7 protein-coding genes are annotated in these 20,865 nt (G+C 67.1%); 6 read left to right on the forward strand and 1 reads right to left on the reverse strand.

Translation table 11 applies throughout. The annotated features are described in order from the left end of the window. Positions 1–153: 153 nt before the first annotated feature. On the reverse strand, positions 154–1,389 hold the full coding sequence (locus ACX80I_RS13880; RefSeq protein ID WP_459345707.1) for an oligosaccharide flippase family protein: 1,236 nt from the start codon (positions 1,387–1,389) through the stop codon (positions 154–156). A 455-nt stretch (positions 1,390–1,844) separates the two neighbouring features. On the opposite strand from ACX80I_RS13880, the gene ACX80I_RS13885 reads away from it, so the two are divergent. From ACX80I_RS13885 to sufU, 6 genes are all read left to right on the forward strand, one after another. Beyond that, on the forward strand, positions 1,845–11,300 hold the full coding sequence (locus ACX80I_RS13885) for a malectin domain-containing carbohydrate-binding protein (protein ID WP_459345708.1): 9,456 nt from the start codon (positions 1,845–1,847) through the stop codon (positions 11,298–11,300). Between the two features lie 47 nt (positions 11,301–11,347). Next, positions 11,348–13,426, forward strand: coding sequence for a malectin domain-containing carbohydrate-binding protein (locus ACX80I_RS13890; protein ID WP_459345709.1), 2,079 nt, complete (start codon positions 11,348–11,350; stop codon positions 13,424–13,426). Between the two features lie 202 nt (positions 13,427–13,628). Then, a complete protein-coding gene (locus ACX80I_RS13895) occupies positions 13,629–16,313 on the forward strand; it encodes an AAA family ATPase (RefSeq protein ID WP_459345710.1) in 2,685 nt (894 codons plus the stop codon). After that, positions 16,313–18,970, forward strand: a complete 2,658-nt coding sequence (locus ACX80I_RS13900) for an AAA family ATPase (protein WP_459345711.1) — start codon at positions 16,313–16,315, stop codon at positions 18,968–18,970. Before ACX80I_RS13895 ends, ACX80I_RS13900 begins: the two co-directional genes overlap by 1 nt. Before the next feature lie 122 nt (positions 18,971–19,092). After that, the gene (locus ACX80I_RS13905; protein WP_459345712.1) at positions 19,093–20,412 is read left to right on the forward strand and encodes a cysteine desulfurase; all 1,320 of its coding nucleotides are present in this window, start codon (positions 19,093–19,095) and stop codon (positions 20,410–20,412) included. Further along, positions 20,409–20,861 (forward strand): Fe-S cluster assembly sulfur transfer protein SufU, encoded by a 453-nt coding sequence (gene sufU / locus ACX80I_RS13910; protein WP_459345713.1) that lies wholly within the window; start codon positions 20,409–20,411, stop codon positions 20,859–20,861. Before ACX80I_RS13905 ends, sufU begins: the two co-directional genes overlap by 4 nt. The last annotated feature ends 4 nt before the right edge of the window (positions 20,862–20,865 follow it).

Consider the following 20,865-nt stretch of genomic DNA (forward strand, 5'->3'; position numbering starts at 1 on the left):
GGTAGGTTTCGCCCTCTGAACATGCTGCACTGCAATGCTGAAGGTGATCCTTGGCTCACGCGCCGCGGGCCTCACCTCCCTGGAGACCCCAGCGAAGCGATCGTCCTCGTCCGGCCCGTATCCGCATCGCCGCCAGCACGGGGGCGTCGCCCCCTACTGTTGAACGGACTCCCTGAGCTCCGCTGCAGGACTCGACGGCACCAGTGCCTCGGGGCGCGCCCGCAGGAGCCGGATGAGTAGCGACGAGCACTTGAGGACGTAGGCCACGAGGATCCCGCCGGAAGCCCCGGTCACGCCGAACAGTGCAGCGCCCACCCAGACGAGGGCCAGGGTCACGACCGCGAAGACGACGCCATTGCGGGCGACGAAGTGCTGGTAACCCTGGCCCTGCAGCATCCCGCCGAGCGGGGGGGCCAGCGACAGGAACGGGATGGCGATCACGGCGAGGGCGAAGGCCGGTGCGGTACCCCGGTAGTCCTCGCCGAACAGCAGCAGCACGATCGGCTCGGAGAAGTAGGCCACGCCGATCAGGGGGAGCACACTCAGGAAGGCCGCCGCGCTCAGTCGCCGAGCAAGCCTCTTGACCACGGAGAGGGATTCCCGCGCCGCATGGGGGAGGATCACCGCCACCGCGGCGCTGCCGACCAGCATCAGCGGCCGGGTGATCCGGAACGCCGCCGAATACAGGCCGGCGGTGGCCACCGACGTGGTCATCGCGACCACCGAGGTGTCCAGGGACCGCGTGGAGGCGCTGAGGTTCGCGGTCATGTACGGAATCAGCTGGCGGTACAACGACCGGTAGGACGTCCGTTCCGCGATGCCCCTCATCCGTGCCCGCACCACCAGCTGAACGTGCACCTGCCCCAGGACGGCGCTGACGAGGAGGCCGACGGCGTAGGCACCCACGGCGTCGAAGCTCACGGCGTACAGCCCGGCGAACAGTGCGAGGGCTGCACACCGGCGCAGGAGGACCGAGACGACCACCGGCCGCTTCAGCTTGTCCGCGACGGCCACCGTGAGGCCCGCCTCGGTCACCTGATCCAGTGCGAGCGCGAGCGGGAGCAAGCTCAACCAGAGGGACTCGGACGTGGTGAATCCGATCACGAGCACCGCGACGGCGAACAGCAGTCCGGCGAGCCCGTTCCCGGCGAAGTTCATCCGGAGGCCTGCTGCGACGTCGCCGTTGTCCCCCTTGGCCCGGGCCCGCGGGATGTACGAGGACAGACCCCAATCGGACACCGTGAACAGCACACCTCCGATGCCGAGGAGGACCGAGATCAGGCCGAAATCCTCGATCCCCACCCACCGGGCCAGGAGGATCACCGATACCGCCTGGACCCCGCTCGCGAACACCCGCGTAACCAGCATGACGAGGAACTGTATTTTCATGACGCTCCCGGACTCGATCGGGCAGACGCCCGGACACGCACCAGCAATGAACCCCGGCTGCCGTCACGCGCCGGATGGTGCCTCGAAGTCTAGGTGAACCTACCGCCGACGGATCCTTTCACGCCCGATTCGGCGGCAAGACCCGTACCTGCTGCCGCTCCTTGGAGTAGAGGTCGCAGTGACGCCGGGTAGGCCGGAAGGTCCCTTGCGTACCCCGTGGCCTGCGTCGCGGCTGCCACCGCACTACGTGCCACTACTCCAGAGGATATACGCCCTACTTGGGTCCCCGCGTGCCTTCACCCCATCCCATTTCTCCCGTACCGGTCTTTGATCCGCGGCCTATGCAGAAGCCACGGGGAGGCATAAACCATTCATGGGGACAGCCCGTAAATCTCGCGTGGGCTGCTGCATGAACTGATGTTCTTCATCAGGTCGTTTCATGAGAGGGACATCGAATGGCTGGGAAACATCTTTCAACGCGCGCCGTCACTGCGGGCACGGGACGCAGGGACGCCACCAGGAGCGGGGGTGTGGTCCTGGTGGCGACAGCCAGCCTGCTGGCCTCCTCCCTGGCGACGCTGCCAGCAAGCGCGGCCCCTCTCCGACCTGACGAGAAGCCTATCGATCAGTGGTCCTCGCCCTACTCGCCGCTTCCACAGAACCAGATCGCGGCTCCGAAGAATGCGATCGCACTCGGGTTCGATTCCGCCCGACCCGGCGCCACTGCACCCGGCAGCCTCGCCGGCACCGGCTTCACGGTGGCTCTGCCCGCGGAGACGACTCCGGGCGAAAAGGCGACCCACTTCCGCCCGGAGCAGATCAGCATCGCCGAGGGACAACTGCGTGTTGCCGCAGGAGGCACTCTCGACGAGGACGCGAACTCCCTCACGAATGGCCTGGGTGTCGGTCTCGATCCGGTCGACGCCACACTGCGGATCAGCGCCGATCTGCCCCTGCCAGCGGTCGGTGCCACACTCGGAGACACGGGCCTATGGTTCGGGACGAGCCAGGACGACGTCGTCAAACTCGTTCTCGCGCCGACTTCCGACGGCGGGCGCGCTATCGAGCTCGTACGGGAACTCGCGGGAGAGGTCCCCGCGTCACCTGAAGGGACCGTGTCGCTTCTGGACGCCGCCCTCGTGCCGGCCGATCCTGCCGCGCCGGCGGAAACACTCCGCCTGACTCTCGACGTGGATCCCGTCGGCGATTCCCTCACCGCCGCCTATCAGGTGGGGGATGCTGACCCGGCTGTCGTGGGACGGATCGAACTCCCCGCAGCCCTCCTGAACGGGTCCACCCTCCTGAGTGATCCCCTGCCCGATGCCCCGGTCTTCGCGGGCATCCTCGCTGAAGCCAGCGAGGAGGACTCGGAAGCGCCTACCATCGCAGCCTTCGATGCCTTCACGGTCGAGCCGCTGCCCGTGAGTGACGAGCCGGCGCAGGAATCACCGGCTCCCGACCCGACGGAGTCACCCGCACCGTCACCTACTCCATCCGCTGAGCCGTCACCTACTCCATTCGCTGAGCCGTCGCCTACTCCATCCGCGGAGCCCTCGCCTGCCCCGTCGGCCGGGCACTCGCCTGCCCCGTCGGCGGGGCCCTCGCCTGCCCCGTCGGCCGGGCCCTCGCCTGCCCCGTCCGCGGAGCCGTCGCCGCCGACATCGCCGGAGTCTCCCGCAAGCCCTGCGCCGGAGCCATCCACAGCGAAGCCGGAACCTTCGGCGCCCACCACGCCCGCACCAGCACCCGCTCCGGAGCCCGAGGGGCCGGCACCCGCAGGCGACGTGCCGGCAGCTGTTGCTCCCGTCGACCCCGCCAGCCCTGCGCCACCCGCTTCGGGGGTCGGTGTGCTCGGAGCGACCGAGCTGCTCGCAGCCCCGGCCGAGCCGGGGGTCCTCCTGACCTGGAGCCCCAGTGCCGGCGCCTCCTCCTATGAGGTGCAGCGCAGCACTGATCCCGCCTTCCCGGTGGCCGTTACCACGAGTGTCAGCGGCGCATCAGGAGTGAAGGACCTGAAGTACTCGGATGTGTCCGCCGAACCTGGCCTCACCTACTACTACCGCGTCATCGCCACGGACGGCGAAGGCGCCGCACTCCCTCCGTCGAACGTCGCCGAGATAGTTCTCCTCAAGACGGCGGAGACCTGCACCGATGGCCTGTGGAACGTGCAGTACTTCGAGGGGACCGCCCTCGAGGGTTCCGCCATCGTCGCCGGGTGCGAGGCCGAGATCGACCAGGAATTCAAGGATGGTGAGGGCCCGGACGGCGTTGACAACTCCGATTACTCGGCGCGCTGGGAGAAGACCTTCGACGGTGAAGGTGCGTACACCTTCACCGTGAGGGCCGACGATGGAGTCCGTCTCCTCGTGGATGGCGAATCCGTCTTCGACAACTGGGACGGCACCACCAACAGCGAGACCTCCCGTACCGTGGACCTCGCGGCCGGTGAGCATACGGTGACCGTCGAGTACTTCCAGGCCAAGGGCGGTGCCTTCATCACTGCCTCCTATGCCACCGAGGGCGAGGACACGGAAAAGCCTGTTGCGCCTTCCGACCTCAGTGCACGGACCACCACCGACGGCGACGCCGCGGACAAGGCCGTCGAGCTGTCCTGGAAGGCCAGCCCCTCGAGCGATTCCGCTACCTACCGCGTGTACCGCAGCACGGCAGGAGGTGCTGCCGACACCGGAAGTGTGGTGTCCGAGTTGCCTGCCGACACCACCACCTACGAGGACACCACCGCCGTCATCGGCGAGGAGTACTCCTACGCACTCACCGCCGTCGACACGGCGGGAAATGAGTCCGCGCAGTCCAACGAAAGCATGATCACCCTCGCTGCGACGGACGACGCCGTGGCACCGGCCGTCGTGACCGGCCTGAAGGCAGTCGGCGGCGACACGAGCGTCGCACTGTCCTGGACCGCGTCGTCGGCCACCGACCTGACCGGGTACACCATCTACCGCTCGCTGCAGCCTGACGTGGCCGCGACGGGCTCTGCGCTCTCGGGTGCGGGGACGGTCCAGGGCGTCACGTACACCGATTCGACCGCGGTGAACGGAACCACCTACTTCTACACGATCACCGCTACCGATTCCTCTGGCAACGAATCAGCGATGTCGGCGGAAGTGTGGGCGGTGCCGAACGTACCGAACACCACGCGGCTGAAGGTGGACTTCACCGCGGCGGGAGCCCCCGCAGCCACCGGTTATCTGCTGGATTGGGGCGAGGCCTACGGCACACGCACCGGGGCTGGGCAGGGCTCGGGTCAGACGTATGGCTGGAAGACCGCCGACGGCAACCCGGTCAGTCTCGTCGGGAACGGCCGCGACAGGAATCGCGCGGGCATCGATCCCCGCCTCGACTCGATCATCCACCTGCAGTACGGTGACGACCCGGGTACCAACGGCATCAAGACCGAAGGCGTCTGGGAAGCGGCCGTGCCAAACGGCCTCTACAGCGTCACGGTAGCGGTCGGCGACATGAAGTTCGGCACCGTCTACGACTCGCTGCACGCCATCAACATCGAGACCGGAGTCGGCATCGAGTCGTTCCAGAGCACCACGGCGGCCGAGTACAAGACCCAGACCACTGTCGTCGGCGTGTGGGACGGTGCACTGACGCTGACAGCCGCGGGGGGCAAGAACACGAAGCTCGCATACGTCGACATCGTCGGTTTGGATCCGGCGCCACATGTGGACACCATGCGGCCCGACAACCGGAGCACGGGCCACGACCCCAACGACGGAGTGTCCGCTACGATCCGCGTGCCGTACGCCGGGGTCGGCGTCGATGCACGGTCCCTTCCGGGCAACGTGCACATCTACGACGTTGCCACCGGAGGGGAGGTCCCTTCCACTACCGGCACCTCCGGGGGCAACGACGTCATCTCGACGCAGCCGTCCGTCGCGCTGAAGCCGAACTCCAACTACCGCTTCGTCGTGACGTCGGGCGTCAAGGACAACTACGGTGTCAGCTTCGTGCCCTTCACCTCCGTGTTCACCACCGGCGCCGGAGTGGTCGAGGTATCCGGTGATTTCACCCCGCTGCGGGGCGTCAACTTCGAGCGCGTGGAGCAGCCCGAAGCCGCCGGCACCTACTGGTCGTCTATGACCTTCGGCCCGGACGGCAAGATGTATGCCTCCTCGATCGGCCAGGGGCTCTACCGCTTCACCGTCGGTCCGAACGGCGCACTGACGAACAAGGAAGCCCTTGGGTACGAGGGCCGGGCGATCATCGGCCTCGTCTTCGACAAGGCGGCGACCGCCTCGAACCTGCGTGTCTGGATCACGTCGACCAGTGCCAATACGGAGAATGAGACCGGCGAGTGGGTTTCCGGCGTCAGCCTCCTCACCGGAGCCCAACTGCAGGTGGAGAATCAGGTCTTTGTCGGACTGCCACGTTCGCAGGCCGACCACCTGACCAACTCGATGGCCTACGGACCGGACGGTCGGCTGTACTTCATGCAGGGCTCCAACCAGGCGGCGGGTGACCTCGACAACTCGTGGGGCCAGCGCGGCGAGAAGCTCCTCACCGCAGCGACCCTCGTGTTCGATCCGAAGCACCCCGCAGTGCAGCAGGCGGCGACGTCGAACGCGCCCATCAACGTGCAGACCTCGGGCGGGGGAACCTACAATCCGTACGCCGCGGGTGCACCGCTGCAGATCTATGCGACCGGCATCCGCAATGCCTACGACCTCGTCTGGCACTCGAACGGGCACCTGTACGTGCCCACGAACGGAACCGCCGGCAATGCCAACTCGCCGGGCGTGACCGCCAACGCCGACGGCACCTTCACACGCGTCGCGGCCTCTGGGATTCCCGGCTACAGCTCGGTGAATGGCAAGGACGTCACCGCGCAGTGCAAGCGGCGCAACTACACCGGGGGCAGCGTCCCCGCCGTCGCGAACCATCCGACGCAGCAGGACCTGCTGTTCGACGTCGTTCAGGGCGGTTACTACGGACATCCCAACCCCGAGCGCTGCGAATGGGTGCTCAACGAGGGGAATGACCCTGCCAACCCGCCGAAGTACCCGGGCCAGGGCGGCTCGAAGTATGCCTCCGGAGTGAAGGCCGACCCCAATTACCGAGGTATCGCCTACAACTTCGAGTTCAACAAGAGCCCCAACGGCGCGATCGAGTACAAGAGCGACTCCTTCGGCGGCCAGCTCAGGGGGCGTCTGATCGTCACGCGCTTTTCGAACAACAACGACCTGATCTTCCTGCAGCCTGATCCTACGTCTGGCAAGATTCTCGGCGCCCAGACGTCGGTCGGCATCACCGGCGTCTCGGAGTCCACGATCGGCAACGTGTCGGGCTTCAATGATCCCCTTGAGGTCGTGGAGGATCCGAACACGGGGAACCTCTACGTCAACCAGTACGACCGCAGTGGGACCAGCCAGAAGATGTTCCTACTCCGTGTACCGGCCACCCAGCAACCCGCCGCTGTCAGGGCTTCCGTGCCCGAGGTGGTCTTCTCTGCGGTGAAGAGCACCACGAGCGCAGCCAAGCCCGTGGTCGTCACCAACACGACGAACGCGACCCTCACCTTCAACGCCTCCTTGACCGGAGCCAACAGCGGCGAGTTCAGGGTCTCCGGCGGGGCCGGGGTCACTCTGGCCCCGGGTGCCAGCGCCACGGTCAACGTGACCTTCGCTCCCGGAACCACTGTGGGCCAGCGCAGTGCAATCCTGCACCTCGATACCGGAAGCAGTACCCTCGATGTCGGGCTGTACGGGCTCACCATGAACGGCATCGAGGGGACCAACGAGCCGACGTTGCTCAACGTCCTCGGCACGCTCGGCTACAACCTGAATCCGGGCTGGACGAACCTCGAAGGCGGCACCCAGGCCACCGCGAAGGGCGACGAGGTGCTGAAGCCCCTCTTTGTGAAGGCCGGGCAGTCTCCCGTCACCATGAAACCGCTCGCCCAGTACGCTCCGCGCGAGGACCTCCCCTTCGGCTGGTACACCGGCAACGCAGGAACGGACCAGCGGCACAAGCTGGGCTCCATCGCCATCGAGGGTTACCAGTCGCTCCTGCCCCCGGTGAGCACTGGGACGACCTCCACCTTCGATCCGGGTACGAGTACGTTCGGGTTCTACTACTATTCGAACGCGTTCCAGAGGTTCGGGTACACGGAAGACCGCCTGAACACCGGCATCGCCCACAGGGCACGGGTTTACCCGGCCAAGAACAGGCAGGGAGTCCCCATTTCGGACTCCTACATCGTGGCCTTCGAGGACGCGTCCAACGGCGACTACCAGGACTATATGTTCCTGGTGACTGGCGTGCGTCCCGCCGGGGAAGGACCAGTTCCTGTACCCGGTGGCATCAAAGTCAACTTCTCCAACCTTGCGGCCGCGCTCCCCGCCGGCTATCTGCGGGACTTCGGTGAGGCCTTCGGCCCGCGCACGAGGTCGGATCAGCCGGGCGGCCTGCAGTACGGCTGGAAGAGCCAAAGCACAGCGAATCCTATTGACCTCTCCACGGGAGGTTCAAGCGGGCTCGGCAACGGGCGCGAACGCACCGTGGCCGCCCAGACCGACCAACGGCTGCGGACGCTGATGCACATGCAGGCGGCGGATGTCACCAACTTCAACGGGGTGCCTGCCTACGCCTACTGGGAGATCGCGCTCGCCGCAGGGGAGTACGACGTCACCGTCGCCGTAGGCGACACGCTGTACCAATCGGCGCCCGAAGCGCACAGCATCAACCTCGAGGGCCAGTCCGTCATCAACAGGTTCGTCCCGACCGGCGGGTCCGGTGCACCCGGGATGAACAAGACGGTCACGGCGCGTGTCACAGTCAGCGACGGGCTCCTGACCGTCGATGCCAAGGGTGGAACGAATACGAAGATCGACTACATCGACATCGTTCCGGCCTCCGGCCCCATCACCGGGGACGATCCGACGGACGGCGCCCAGGTGAAGGTGAATTTCCAGACGACCACGGCACCAACGCCCGTCGGCTGGACCGCCGACACCGGAGCGGCGTATTCCACCACGCGGAAGTCGGGGTGGCTGGTCAACGGGACGCCTACAGACCGCAGCGGTGGCACGAGGTACCGGACGTCTCCCACGACGGGCATTGACTTCCCAGCTGGCAACGTCCTGCTGCAGACCCATATCCACATGGGTCCTGCGACGGGCTTCCCCAGCGCGGTGTGGGAATACGACGTACCGAACGGGACTTATTCCGTCGCCGCGTCCGTCGGCGATTCAGCTTTCCTAGACTCGACCCACGGTGTATCGGCGGAGGGCCAGCCCCTGGTGGCAGCCTTCGTCCCGACGGGGAGCACGCCGTTCCAGACCGGTGTCCGCGACGTCACCGTGACGGACGGGAAACTCACGCTTGCCTCTACCGGGACGAATACGAAACTGGACTGGGTGTCGATCAAGGGTGACGCGCTGAGCGCAGTCCCCGCGAGTGCGCCCGAGGTCAAGTACAACTTCCAACTGCCTTCCACGCCTGTCCCCGCTGGATGGACGGCGGACAATGGCGGGGCGTACGACCAGGACGGCTACGGCTGGTTCGTCAACGGCACACCGACCGATCGGTTCACCTCCATCCGCAACCGTCCGAAGCCGACCACGGGTATCACTTATCCCGCTGACCCCACTCTCCAGTCCCTGGCACAGATGCAGGAGACGAGCTCCACGGGCGTATGGCAGAAGGCGGTCGGCAACGGCTTCTACCAGGTGTCGATCGCGGTAGGAGACGCCGGCTACCTCGACTCCACCCACAGCGTGGCGATCGAGGGAAAGACACCGTTCGAACCCTTCGTGCCGACAGGAGCAGCCCCGTTCAAGCAGGGGACCGTGACGGTGGAGGTCAAGGACGGGCTGCTGACGTTGGTGCCCACGGGCACCAACACGAAGATCAACTGGGTCAGCATCAAGGGCGAAAATCTCTCCGTGCCGTCGATCCAGGTCGTCGCGAACGGGTCAGAAGTGGGCACGAGCTACTCCGGCGGCACGGCCCAGGTCGCCCTCAGTGCGACAGCCCCGACAGGTTCGACGATCGCGTCGCTCACCTATTCCCTCAACGGAGCGGCCCCGGTCGCCTACGCGGCCCCCTTCACCCTCGAGACGACGGGCAACTACACGCTCGGCGTGACGGCGGTGGATTCGGCGGGCCGTTCCTTCAAACGCACTACCACGTTCGAGATCCTCAACGTCGGCGGGACCCTGGTCGTGCGGAACGATCAGGCGACGCGCAGCGGCACAGTGCCCGCTCCCGGCTTCTCCGAGGACTGGCTGGTGATGCACCGCCTCAACGGGGGAGTGACCACCCATAAGGTCGTTGACGAGGCCACGGCAACGCTCTCGAACACCGGGACGAAGGACCTCCGCATCTCCGATGCGGTCCTGAAGGGCCTCGACGCGGGGCAGTTCACCCTGGTGGACCTTCCCGCACGTCCGTTCGTCATCCCAGCCGGCGGATCGGTGACCTTCCGGACGAAGTTCGTCGGGGCCACCGGATTGGGAAGCATCCGGACTGCGCAGCTGGACCTCACCAGCAGCGACGCAGCGAAGCCCGTGACCACGGTCCAGCTCCGCGGCCTCTACCAGGTCGGGCCGGAGGGAGACAACGAACTCCCGTTGGCAACCCTGGTTCAGAGCTTCGGCTGGACGACCAACGTCGGTGCCCCCAAGAACGGGGATGAGAACCCGACGTCGGCTCTGAATGGTGAGGAGGTGCGGTCCCAGTTGTGGAAGCGCGCGGATACCACCAAGCCGGTCACGGTCCGCCAGATCGCAGCATTCCACGGCTGCTGCACGGCGACGGAAACGATCAACATCGCGGGGACGACCGCGCAGCACGGACTCGATTACGGGCAGACAACCCTTCCTCCGAACCGCGCGCTCACCGGGCCGACGCAGCTCAGCGTGAGTCCGACCACGACATTCCCCATCGTCGTGGCCGGACAGTCCACCCGGACCACCACGCACCTAGCCATCAAGACCTGGCCTGTGCGTGACCGGGCGGGCGCGATCGTGCCCAATACCTGGATCGTCGGGCATGACTACATCACCGCTGCTAACCAGTGCGGCGTCGGCGTGACGAACTGCGACTACCAGGACAACGTCTACCTCATGACGAATGCGGCACCGGCAGGTACGGCGGACACCACCCCACCGGCGGCACCGGCCGGCCTGACCGCAGCCGTGAATGGCAGCGCCGTCGCCCTGGACTGGGCCGACAACATGGAGAGCGACCTCGCGGGGTACCACGTCGAGCGGTCCGCCGCGGCGGCAGGTCCATGGACGAGGCTCACGAGTACGGCACTCGTGTCCACGTCGGCGTTCTCGGACGTCTCAGCACCTGCCGGTTCGACGTCCTACTACCGGGTGCTCGCCCTCGATACCGCGGCCAACGCGTCCGCGACATCGGCGGTCGTGAATGCGACCGTCCCTGGATCGCCGCCGCCGCCTCCTGTGGCGGGGACGGTGCGGATCAACGCCGGTGGACCCGCGGTGACCGCGGATGGGCTCGCATGGGCTGCGGACACGAACTTCGTGGGCGGCAAGACGTTCACGAACACGAAAGTCACGCAGATCGCGGGCACAACAGCCGACCCGGTCTACCTCACCGAACGCAGCGGTGCATCATTCGGGTACGACGTGCCGCTTCCCTCGGGCAGCTACACGGTGAAGCTCCATTTCGCCGAGATCTGGCACGGGGCCACCGGCGGCGGTCCTGGCGGGACGGGCAAGCGGGTCTTCGACGTGAACTTCGAGGGCGGGCCGGTGGAGATCGCCGCGCTGGACTTGAACGCCAAGGTCGCGCCGATGACCGCCTATGTGGATACCAGGACGGTCAGCGTGACCGACGGGAACCTAGATATGGACTTCACCGCCACCGTCGACCAGGCCAAGATCTCCGGCATCGAAATCATCCCCGCAGGATAAGTCCCTCCAACCTGCGATCAGAGCACACAAGAGAAGGAGCTCTACCCATGCGGAAGACCACTAGCACCGAGCGAACGCGAGCCCGCTCGGTCAGGAGGAAGCGTTCCCTGCCCCTGCAGGCGGTTTTGGCTGCCTTCCTGCTCGCATTGTCCGGCACGGCGGCCGCGACCCCGGCGGGAGCAGTTGACCCACAAGTGGTGCGGGTGAACGCGGGGGGCCCGGCCGTCACGACCGGCGGTGTTGCCTGGGCCGCGGATTCGTACTTCAGCGGTGGGAAGACCTTCACCAATCCAAAGGTGACTTCGATCGCCGGCACGACCGATGACGCCCTGTACCTGACCGAGCGGAGTGCGTCCTCGGCGCTGGGTGGTTTCTCCTATTCCATCCCGGTGACGCAGTCGGGGTCTTTCACCGTCAAGCTGCATTTCGCTGAGATCTGGCACGGGGCCACCGGCGGGGGGCCGGGCGGTGCGGGCAAGCGCGTCTTCGACGTCAATGTCGAGGGCGGTGCGGTGGAGCTGGACAACTTCGATATCTACGCGCAGGTCGGCGCGATGACGGCCACGACCAGGACGTTCACCTCTACGGTGGCCGATGGCAGGGTCGATATCGCGTTCACCGCCGTCATCGACCAGCCCCAGGTCTCCGCCATCGAGATCACCTACCCGACAGGGACGACGCCACCACCGCCTCCGGGGGCCGTGCGGGTGAACGCGGGGGGCCCGGCCGTCACGACCGGCGGTGTTGCCTGGGCCACGGATTCGTACTTCAGCGGTGGGAAGACCTTCACCAATCCAAAGGTGACTTCGATCGCCGGCACGACCGATGACGCCCTGTACCTGACCGAGCGGAGTGCGTCCTCGGCGCTGGGTGGTTTCTCCTATTCCATCCCGGTGACGCAGTCGGGGTCTTTCACCGTCAAGCTGCATTTCGCTGAGATCTGGCACGGGGCCACCGGCGGGGGGCCGGGCGGTGCGGGCAAGCGCGTCTTCGACGTCAATGTCGAGGGCGGTGCGGTGGAGCTGGACAACTTCGATATCTACGCGCAGGTCGGCGCGATGACGGCCACGACCAGGACGTTCACCTCTACGGTGGCCGATGGCAGGGTCGATATCGCGTTCACCGCCGTCATCGACCAGCCCCAGGTCTCCGCCATCGAGATCACCTACCCGACCGATGGAACGCCGATCGAGCCTGCCCCGAGTATCTGGCCCTCCTCCTGGACTCCTGCCCCCACTGCTCCCGAGGCGATCTTCGAGACCGCAGCGACGACTGTCGGAGGCAAGATCTACCGGTTCGGCGGGTTCAACTCGAAGTTCGAAGTGTTCCGCACGTACTCCAGCTTCGATCCCGCCACGTCCACCTGGAAGGCGCTCGGCGCGATGCCGAGCGCCGCCGCCGAGAGCCATCAGGGCATCACCAATGACGGGCGGTACATCTATCTCGCCGGCGGCTTCGCCGGGAACCTCGACTCTAGCCACACGCCCACCCAGGCGGTCAACGACCGTGTGTGGCGCTACGATCCGCAGGCGAATACCTGGACCGCCATCACCAGGCTCCCGCAGCCGCGCGGTGCCGGTGTGCTGGGGTACGTCAACGGAGAGCTCCACTACATCAGCGGAAATCCGGCCGACCGCGTCACAAATGTCGGTGACCACTTCGTCTACAACCTCTCGACCGGAGCCTGGCGAACGGCTGCCCCTCTTCCGAACCCGAAGGACCATATGAGCAGCGCGGAGGTGGGTGGGAAGATCTACATCCTCGGCGGTGAGCACGGCCACGACAAGTACCACGAGCAGCAGGCGGACGCGCATGTCTACGACCCGGCCACCAACACGTGGAGCAGGCTCGCCGATCTTCCCCGGGCGAAGAGTCACCTCGAGGCGGCGACCTTCGTGTCGAGCGGCCAGATCGTCATGGCAGGGGGCCAGATCGACGACTTCCAGCCCATGTCGCAGGTATCGGCTTTCAACCCCGCGAGCAATACCTGGAGCATGCTGACCCCACTACCGCAGGCTCGTCAGGGTGCGATTGTGCAGAGGGTCGGAGATCGGCTGGTCATCGCCCTGGGTGGCGAGCAAACACATGAGCCGCAGGATGAGGTGTGGATCGGCACCCTTCCCTAGACCGACCGATCCCTGATGCCGGAGGGCGCCAGGCCCTCCGGCATCAGTGCCCCGAGCCGTACGTGGGCACACCGCTTCGGCTGCCATTCTCGACGGTAACAAGCTCCCGTCCTGCCGCACTGGACCGGTCCGTCCGGCCGTAATCGCGCGCCCCGAACCCGCCTGCCTTTATAGTGAGTTCACACGAGCGGGCGGGCAGGGTATGGCAGGTCTCACAGCAGGAGGGTCGAGTGGCGCTGTCCGGTGCCCGGATGCTGGTGCCTGGGTCGCCAGCCGGGACCCTGTCGTCCCGACCGACGACGTCTCCGCGGCCTGGCCCCTGTTGCACCGGGACAGGGAGGTAGCCGCAGTACTCGCCGCACTGGCTGATCCGTCGCTCACCGGCGCGCTGATCGTCGGAGAACCGGGCCAAGGCAAGACGGCCATCGCCCGCGAAGCGGCCGCCCAGGTTGATCGCAGTGCTCTCGTGGTCTTCATCCGGGGATCCGCGGCTATGTCCGCGATGCCGTACGGAGCGCTCAACGTACTGCTCATGGAACTGGACCCCCCACAGGAAGCGTCTCCGCTGTTCCTGCTGCAGTCACTGCAGGGTGCCTTGGTGGAACGGGCGGGCGGGCGCCCCGTCGTGCTGGTCGCGGACAACGTGCAGTATCTCGATGAATCGTCGGTGATGGTGGTGTCCTACCTCGCCGAGGTCGGTGCAGCCCACCTCGTGGTCGTCAGCGACGGCCCGGGAAAGGCTCCGGCGCGGTTCTACGACCTGTGGGCCAGAGGACGGCTGGCACGTGTCGACGTCCGTCCGCTCGACTTCGACACGATGCGACTCCTCGTGGAGGAGGTCCTGACGCAACCGATCTCCGGGACTGCGGCCGTCGACCTGTGGGGTGCGAGCCGCGGGAACTTGCGCTACCTCCAGGCAGTGGTGCGCGGGGACGTCGAATCAGGACGGCTGATTCTCCAGGACGGCACCTGGGTAGTGGCGCACGGCCAGGAGAACAACGTCCTCGCGGCCCGGAACGACGCGGTCGGCGCGCAGCTGGCCGCGCTGCCGGGCGAGCAGCGGGCCGCTCTGGAGCTGGTCTCCGTGGCAGGTGCCGTGCCGCTCGACACCCTCCTGCGGTTCGCTCCCGCCGGCATCCTGGACCAATTGCAGCAGGCGGGCCTCTGTCGGATCTCCGATGCCGGCTCCCACCTCGTGGTCGCCGGCAACAATGCGATCGGTGAGCGCATGCGGAGGCAGCTCGCTACCAATCCACCGCCCGCGCTGCTCTCCGCGCTGCAGGAGCTCGACGCCGCCGGGCTCCTGCCGCCCCCTTCGGGCCTGCGCGTCGCGGAGTGGTTCCTGGACACCAGAGCCGTCCTTTCGGACGACTACCTGCTGAGTGCGGCACGCCTTGCCAACGACCTGGGCGACCCTGAAGTCGCCCTTCGTGCCCTGCAGGGTTCGTCGAGGGCCGACGCCGACGTCGTCGTCGAATATGCGCGGGCCTGCCTGGGCGAGCACCGCATCCAGGACGGGTATGAAGCTGTGACGGACATGCTGCAGGCCGGTGGTACGGGTAACCGCGCTGGTCTTCTGGGCCAGCGGGTGAGGCTCGCCGTCCGCAGTCCGGACCACCACGACCAGACGCACCGTCTGGCCGCCCAGTTCCAGAGCGCTGTGGACATGACGGCGCCTGGTACGCGCTGTCCGGACCCTCGCCTGATCGCCGGCGACCTCGCCGTGCAGGAGGGCAGGTTCAGGGATGTCCTCTCGATCCACGCCGCGACCCCCCTCCTCGCCAGCGCGGACGAGCCGACAGGCCTTGCGGAGATGGCCGCTCACCTGATCCTGGCAAACAGCGTAACGGGCAATCACTCGGCGGCCAGGTCTGTAGCGGTGCGGATCGAGCGGTCGGGCGTCCTGTCAGGTCAGCCGTCCGGTCGCCAGATCGTGCAGGAGAACACTTTCCTCGCTCGCGTGCTGTCCGGACACCTGCCCGAAGCGCTCGCGCTGACCGAATCCTCGGAACTACTCAGCGGTGCGTGGGATGACGCCTCCGCGGCGGAGTGCCTGGAAGGGTGCGCGCTGGCCTCTGCGGGTCGGGGAAAGGCGGCTTTGGTGAAGCTGCTGCCGTCCATCAACCAGTTGAGGATCAGGGACAGGCGTGGATTGCTGCCCCTCGCCGATGCAGCGGCGGCCTACGCCCGCGCATTGGTCGGCAGGGCCGGCGGTTCCCATGAGCAAGGACCTAGTGTCGTATCCGAGGCGTATCCTCCGTGGTTGCACCGCGCGGCAGTAGCAATGTTCGGCACGCTGACTCGTTCTCTCCTGCGGGACGAAGACGGCGCAGCCCGTGCTTTCGGGATCCTGGCCGACGAGCAGCGCGTGGCGGGAAACCACGGCGTCGAGCTCCTCCTGAGGATCCACGCGGTCAGGCTGGGGTATGAGAATCAGGCACCCACGCTGCTAACCCTCGCGCGGGCCGTCGATGGACCGCTCGCAGCTGCCGGGGAGCTGCTGGCGGCCGGCGTGGTCGACCAGGACCCGGGGATGCTCCTTGCTGCGGCAGAGGCCGGTCTCGAGTTGGGTCACCTCGATCTGGCTGGATCGGCCGCGCTCCTGTCGATGCGACTCCACGACGTGGAGAATGAGCCGCTCGACTTCATCCGGGCCGAACAGATCTTCCGAGCCACGAGTGTCCCGCGGAGGGATACCCGAGCCCGCCGCGTCCTGACGGATCGGGAGCGGGCTTTTGCGCGGATGGCTGCGCGGGGGGCGACGAACAAAGAGATAGCCGGCGCGTACCACCTCTCGGTGCGCACCGTCGAGGGGCACGTACTGAAGGCGATGACGAAATTGGGGATATCGAACCGCAAGCAGCTGTCGACGGTGTTCAACCCGTGATGACGGAACGCACGGCAGAAGTACAGCTGGTAGGACGGGAGTGGCTCCTGTCGCGCCTCCTCGACGAGTTCCGTGGACCCTCCGGTTTCGGCGTGGTGCTCCTGGGGGAGGCGGGCGTGGGGAAGACGGCCGTGGCCGACGCGTTCGTGGCGGAGCTCGACCCCAGCACGACCGTCCTGCCTGTCACGGGAAGCGCTGTCCTGACTGACGTGCAGTTCGGTGCCCTGTCGGCGTATCTGTACGGCCTGCCACCGGAAGACCTGGTGCGCCCAGTGGCGGTCATGCGTCGTCTCGTCCAGCATCTCTCGGGTACCGCTCCATCCGGTGCGGAACTTCCCCTGCTTTTGGTCGACGACGCCCACGATCTCGACGCGGGCACCGTCGGGCTGCTCGCGCAACTCGTCGGGGGCCGGAAGGTGCGTGCGCTCATCCTGACCCGTTCGGTCCCAGGCCTGCCGCCGGGCTTCGAGGAGTTGGCCTCCGACGGACTTCTGGATTCCCTGGTGGTGAAGCCCCTCGCACTGGCCGAGGTCGAGCGGCTGTGCTCGGCCCTCCTCGGCGGGCCGATGGTGGCCGCGGCCGCCGAGATCGTCACCAATATCACCGGTGGCAATCCCATGTTCGTCCGGATGATCGTCCGGGATGGCATGGACCGCGGCTACCTGAGGGAGCGCAACGGCGTATGGCATCTCGCCCCGGACCCTCCGGCCATCGGACCGCAGGTAACGGATCTCGTCCATGCAGCACTGGGGCTGCTCCGCCCATCGGAGAAGGAAGCACTGGAATTCCTGGCCCTCGCGGAGCCCGCTCCGGCCACCCTGGTGCAGCACCAGGTCGGCGGCGCCGTGCTGGCAAATCTCCTCGAGGCGTCCTGGGTGCGAAAGACTGCGGAAGGCCTGCTCGTCCTCGGTCATCCGCTTTACGGTGAGGCGCTCCGCAGGACGGCGCCCGCGGCCCGGAGGATCACTCTGCAGCGCCAGATCCTCGCGGTGACCCCGGCTCCTCGGGACGCCGATGAACTTCTCCGCTACACCTCCCTCGCGCTTCACACGGGCGCGGAGATTGATGACGAGGAACTTCTGGCCGCCGCGAGGTTGGCGAACAGGCTGCACGACGGGGATTTCGCACTCCGGGCGATCCACGCCATTGCAACTCCTCGGCTGCGGAGCGAACGCCTCGTGGAGACAGCATGGGCGGAGGCGAACAACAACCGGCTCGAAGAGGCGCGGGAGCTCGTCGAGGAGGCTTTTGCGGCGGCTCCGGGCCCGCAGGTCGCCCGTGATGCCACTATTCTCTCGCTGATCTTGCGGGCGCGCAGCAGCTGCCCGGGGGACGCCATGCATGCGGACATCGACCGATGGGTGGACAGTTTTCGCACCGCCCGGGACGATTCGGCGGAATGGGCGGGCGAGGCCGCTACTCTGCTCGGCGTAACCGTGGCGCGCAACGTCGTCCCGCTGCTCAGCGACACCGGCGCATTCGATGTCGATGCCGTCCGTGCCGTCTCCGCCGATCGGACCGCGACTCCCCAGACCACGGTGGCCGCGCTTCTGGTGCTGGCCGTGCACCTGCTCGGGGCAGGCCGCCTGACGGAAGCCGCCACCATGGCGGCGAGAGCCACGGAGCTGGTTCCCACGGATCCCGGGACCATCACCTTTCGGGACCACGTCGCAGGACTGCAGATCATGGCGCTGCTCGCCGCCGGGGAATGGGAGAACGCGCGCTCGGCCTTCTTCGCGTTCTACCGGCGTGATACACGCAGCATCCTCCGTTTCTCCGGGTGGCTCGACCTCCTCGAGGGCGTGCGGGCCCTGCGGGAGGGGCGCTTCCGCCTCGCCCAGAACCGCCTCCTGCTCGCCACCGAGGGGCTGCGGAACGCCGACCACCTGCATATTCTTCCCTGGGTCTGCAGTCTGGCCGCCTACGCAGCGCTGCTGTCGGGCGATGTGAAGAAGGCCAGAGTACTTCTCGAACTGACCACGGCGCCTGCGACCACGGGCTCACGCCTGGCCCGCATGCTGGGAGAGGTGTACAACGTGACCGTCACCGCAGTGCTGGCGGCGGATCCGGAGGGGCCGGCGCAACTCAGGCGGCTCGCGGCGGAGGCGGAGGACGCCGGACTTCTCCTTGTCGCGGCCATCGCGCTGGATCAGGCACTGGTCCTCGGCGACCAATCCGTCTTCGGCTGGCTCACCACCCTCACGGCGACCTTCGAGGGGAAGGAACAGAAGCTTCTCCACGCCTTCGCCCAGGCAGGGGCGGCGTCCTCTGCCGAGGCCCTCGTCGAGGCAGGGGACGCTGCACTGTCGGCCGGGTATCGACCGCTCGCGGCTGGGTGCTACGAACGTGCGCGCGAGGTCTTCGACAAGAGACGCAATGCCGCTGCAGCACGGGCAGCACAGCGCAAACTCGCGATGGCGAGTGCGGGGATGGACGGTGCTGCCAACCCGAGGGCAATCCAGCTGCCTGCAGCGGTCCGGCTGACACCGAGCGAACTTACTATCGTGAACCTCGCCCTCGAGGGGCTGACCAACAAGGACATCGCCGAACGGCAGGGGACGTCCGTCCGGACCGTGGAGGGCCACCTGTATCGAATCTTCGGTAAGTTCGGGATCACCCGCCGCGAGGAGCTCCGCCTCTTCATGCAGGAGCTGTGAGGTCGGGGTCCTCCTATTTCTTAGGTAGCACTGGGATGCCGGACCCGGGCCGGAGTGGGACGATTAGATCAGAGAACCCTTGCGTAATTGCCGCAGGGGATACCCGATCCGAGGAGCTTGAAGTGCCCGTGGTTGAAACGCCCGTCACCCTCACCCCTGCTTCCGCGGGACTGACCGATGCCGAGGTGCACCGCATCCGCAACGACTTCCCGATCCTCGGTACCGAGGTCAACGGCAAGCCGCTCATCTACCTCGATTCCGGTGCCACGTCCCAGAACCCCCTGAGTGTGATGGAGGCGGAGCAGGAGTTCTACGAGCAGCGCAACGCCGCCGTCCACCGCGGAGCCCATTCACTCGCCGTCGACGCCACCGAGGCCTACGAGGACGCCCGCACCGCCGTCGCCCGCTTCATCGGCGCCCGCACCAATGAGCTGGTCTGGACGTCGAACGCGACCGAGGGGATCAACCTGGTGGCCTACGCCATGTCCAACGCGGCGCTGGGACGCGGGGGAGAGGCAGCCCGGCGCTTCGCCGTCGGACCCGGCGACAACATCGTGGTCACCGAGATGGAGCACCACGCCAACCTCATCCCGTGGCAGGAACTCGCGGCCCGCACCGGCGCCGAACTCCGCTTCCTCCCGGTCGGTGACGACGGCTCGCTGCGGCTGGAGGACGCCGACGCAGTCATCACGCCGTCGACACGGCTCGTGGCGTTCTCCCACGCCTCCAACGTGCTCGGCACCATCAACCCCGTCCACGAACTCGTGCAGCTCGCCTCTGCCGTCGGTGCCCTCACGCTGCTCGACGCGTGCCAGTCCGTGCCGCACCTCCCGGTCGACGTGAAGGACCTCGGCGTCGACTTCCTCGTCTTCTCCGGCCACAAGATGCTCGGCCCCACCGGCATTGGAGCGCTCTACGGCCGCGCCGAACTGCTCAACGCCATGCCGCCCTTCCTGACCGGCGGCTCGATGATCACCACCGTGACCATGGAGCGGGCAGAGTACCTCCCAGCACCGAACCGCTTCGAGGCCGGGACCCAGCGCATCTCGCAGGCCATCGCCCTCGGCGCCGCGGCGAACTACCTGTCCGAGACCGGCATGCAGCACATCGAGGCGTGGGAGTCGAAGCTCGGCGCGAGGCTCGTCGAGGGCCTCGGCGCCATCGAGGGCATCCGTGTCCTCGGCCCGGCAGCGGGCCTGCCCCGCATCGGACTCGCCGCGTTCGACGTCGACGGCGTCCATGCGCACGACGTGGGGCAGTTCCTCGACGACCAGGGCATCGCCGTGCGGGTGGGCCACCACTGCGCCCAGCCGCTCCACCGCCGCTTCGGCCTCACCGCCACCACCCGCGCCAGCACGTACCTCTACAACACGACGGACGAGGTGGACGCGTTCCTGGACGCCGTCGCACAGGTCCGTCCCTTCTTTGGAGCACAGAGATGAGCACCGGTCTCGAACAGCTGTACCAGCAGATCATCCTCGACCATGCGAAGGCGCGGCACGGCTCGCCCCTCAGGAAGTACGACAGCGCGGGCCGCAGCGGTGAATCGCACCAGCTGAACCCCGTGTGCGGTGACGAGATCACCCTCCGGGCCGGCGTCTCCGACGGGACCGTGGAGTCCGTCACGTGGGACGGTGCGGGCTGCGCGATCTCCATGGCATCGGCCTCCGTCCTCACCGACCTGGTGCAGGGGCTGCCCCGGGACGAGGTGATCACCCTTGTGGACGCGTTCCGCGAGGTGATGCGTTCCCGCGGCAGGATCGAGGCGGACGAGGACGTGCTCGGGGACGCCGCAGCGTTCTCCGGGGTCTCGCGGTTCCCGGCGCGGGTCAAGTGCGCCATGCTGGCGTGGGTCGCCCTCGAGGAATCGCTGCTGGCCGCCAACGGCTAGCCCT

This window comes from Arthrobacter rhamnosi (assembly GCF_054510855.1).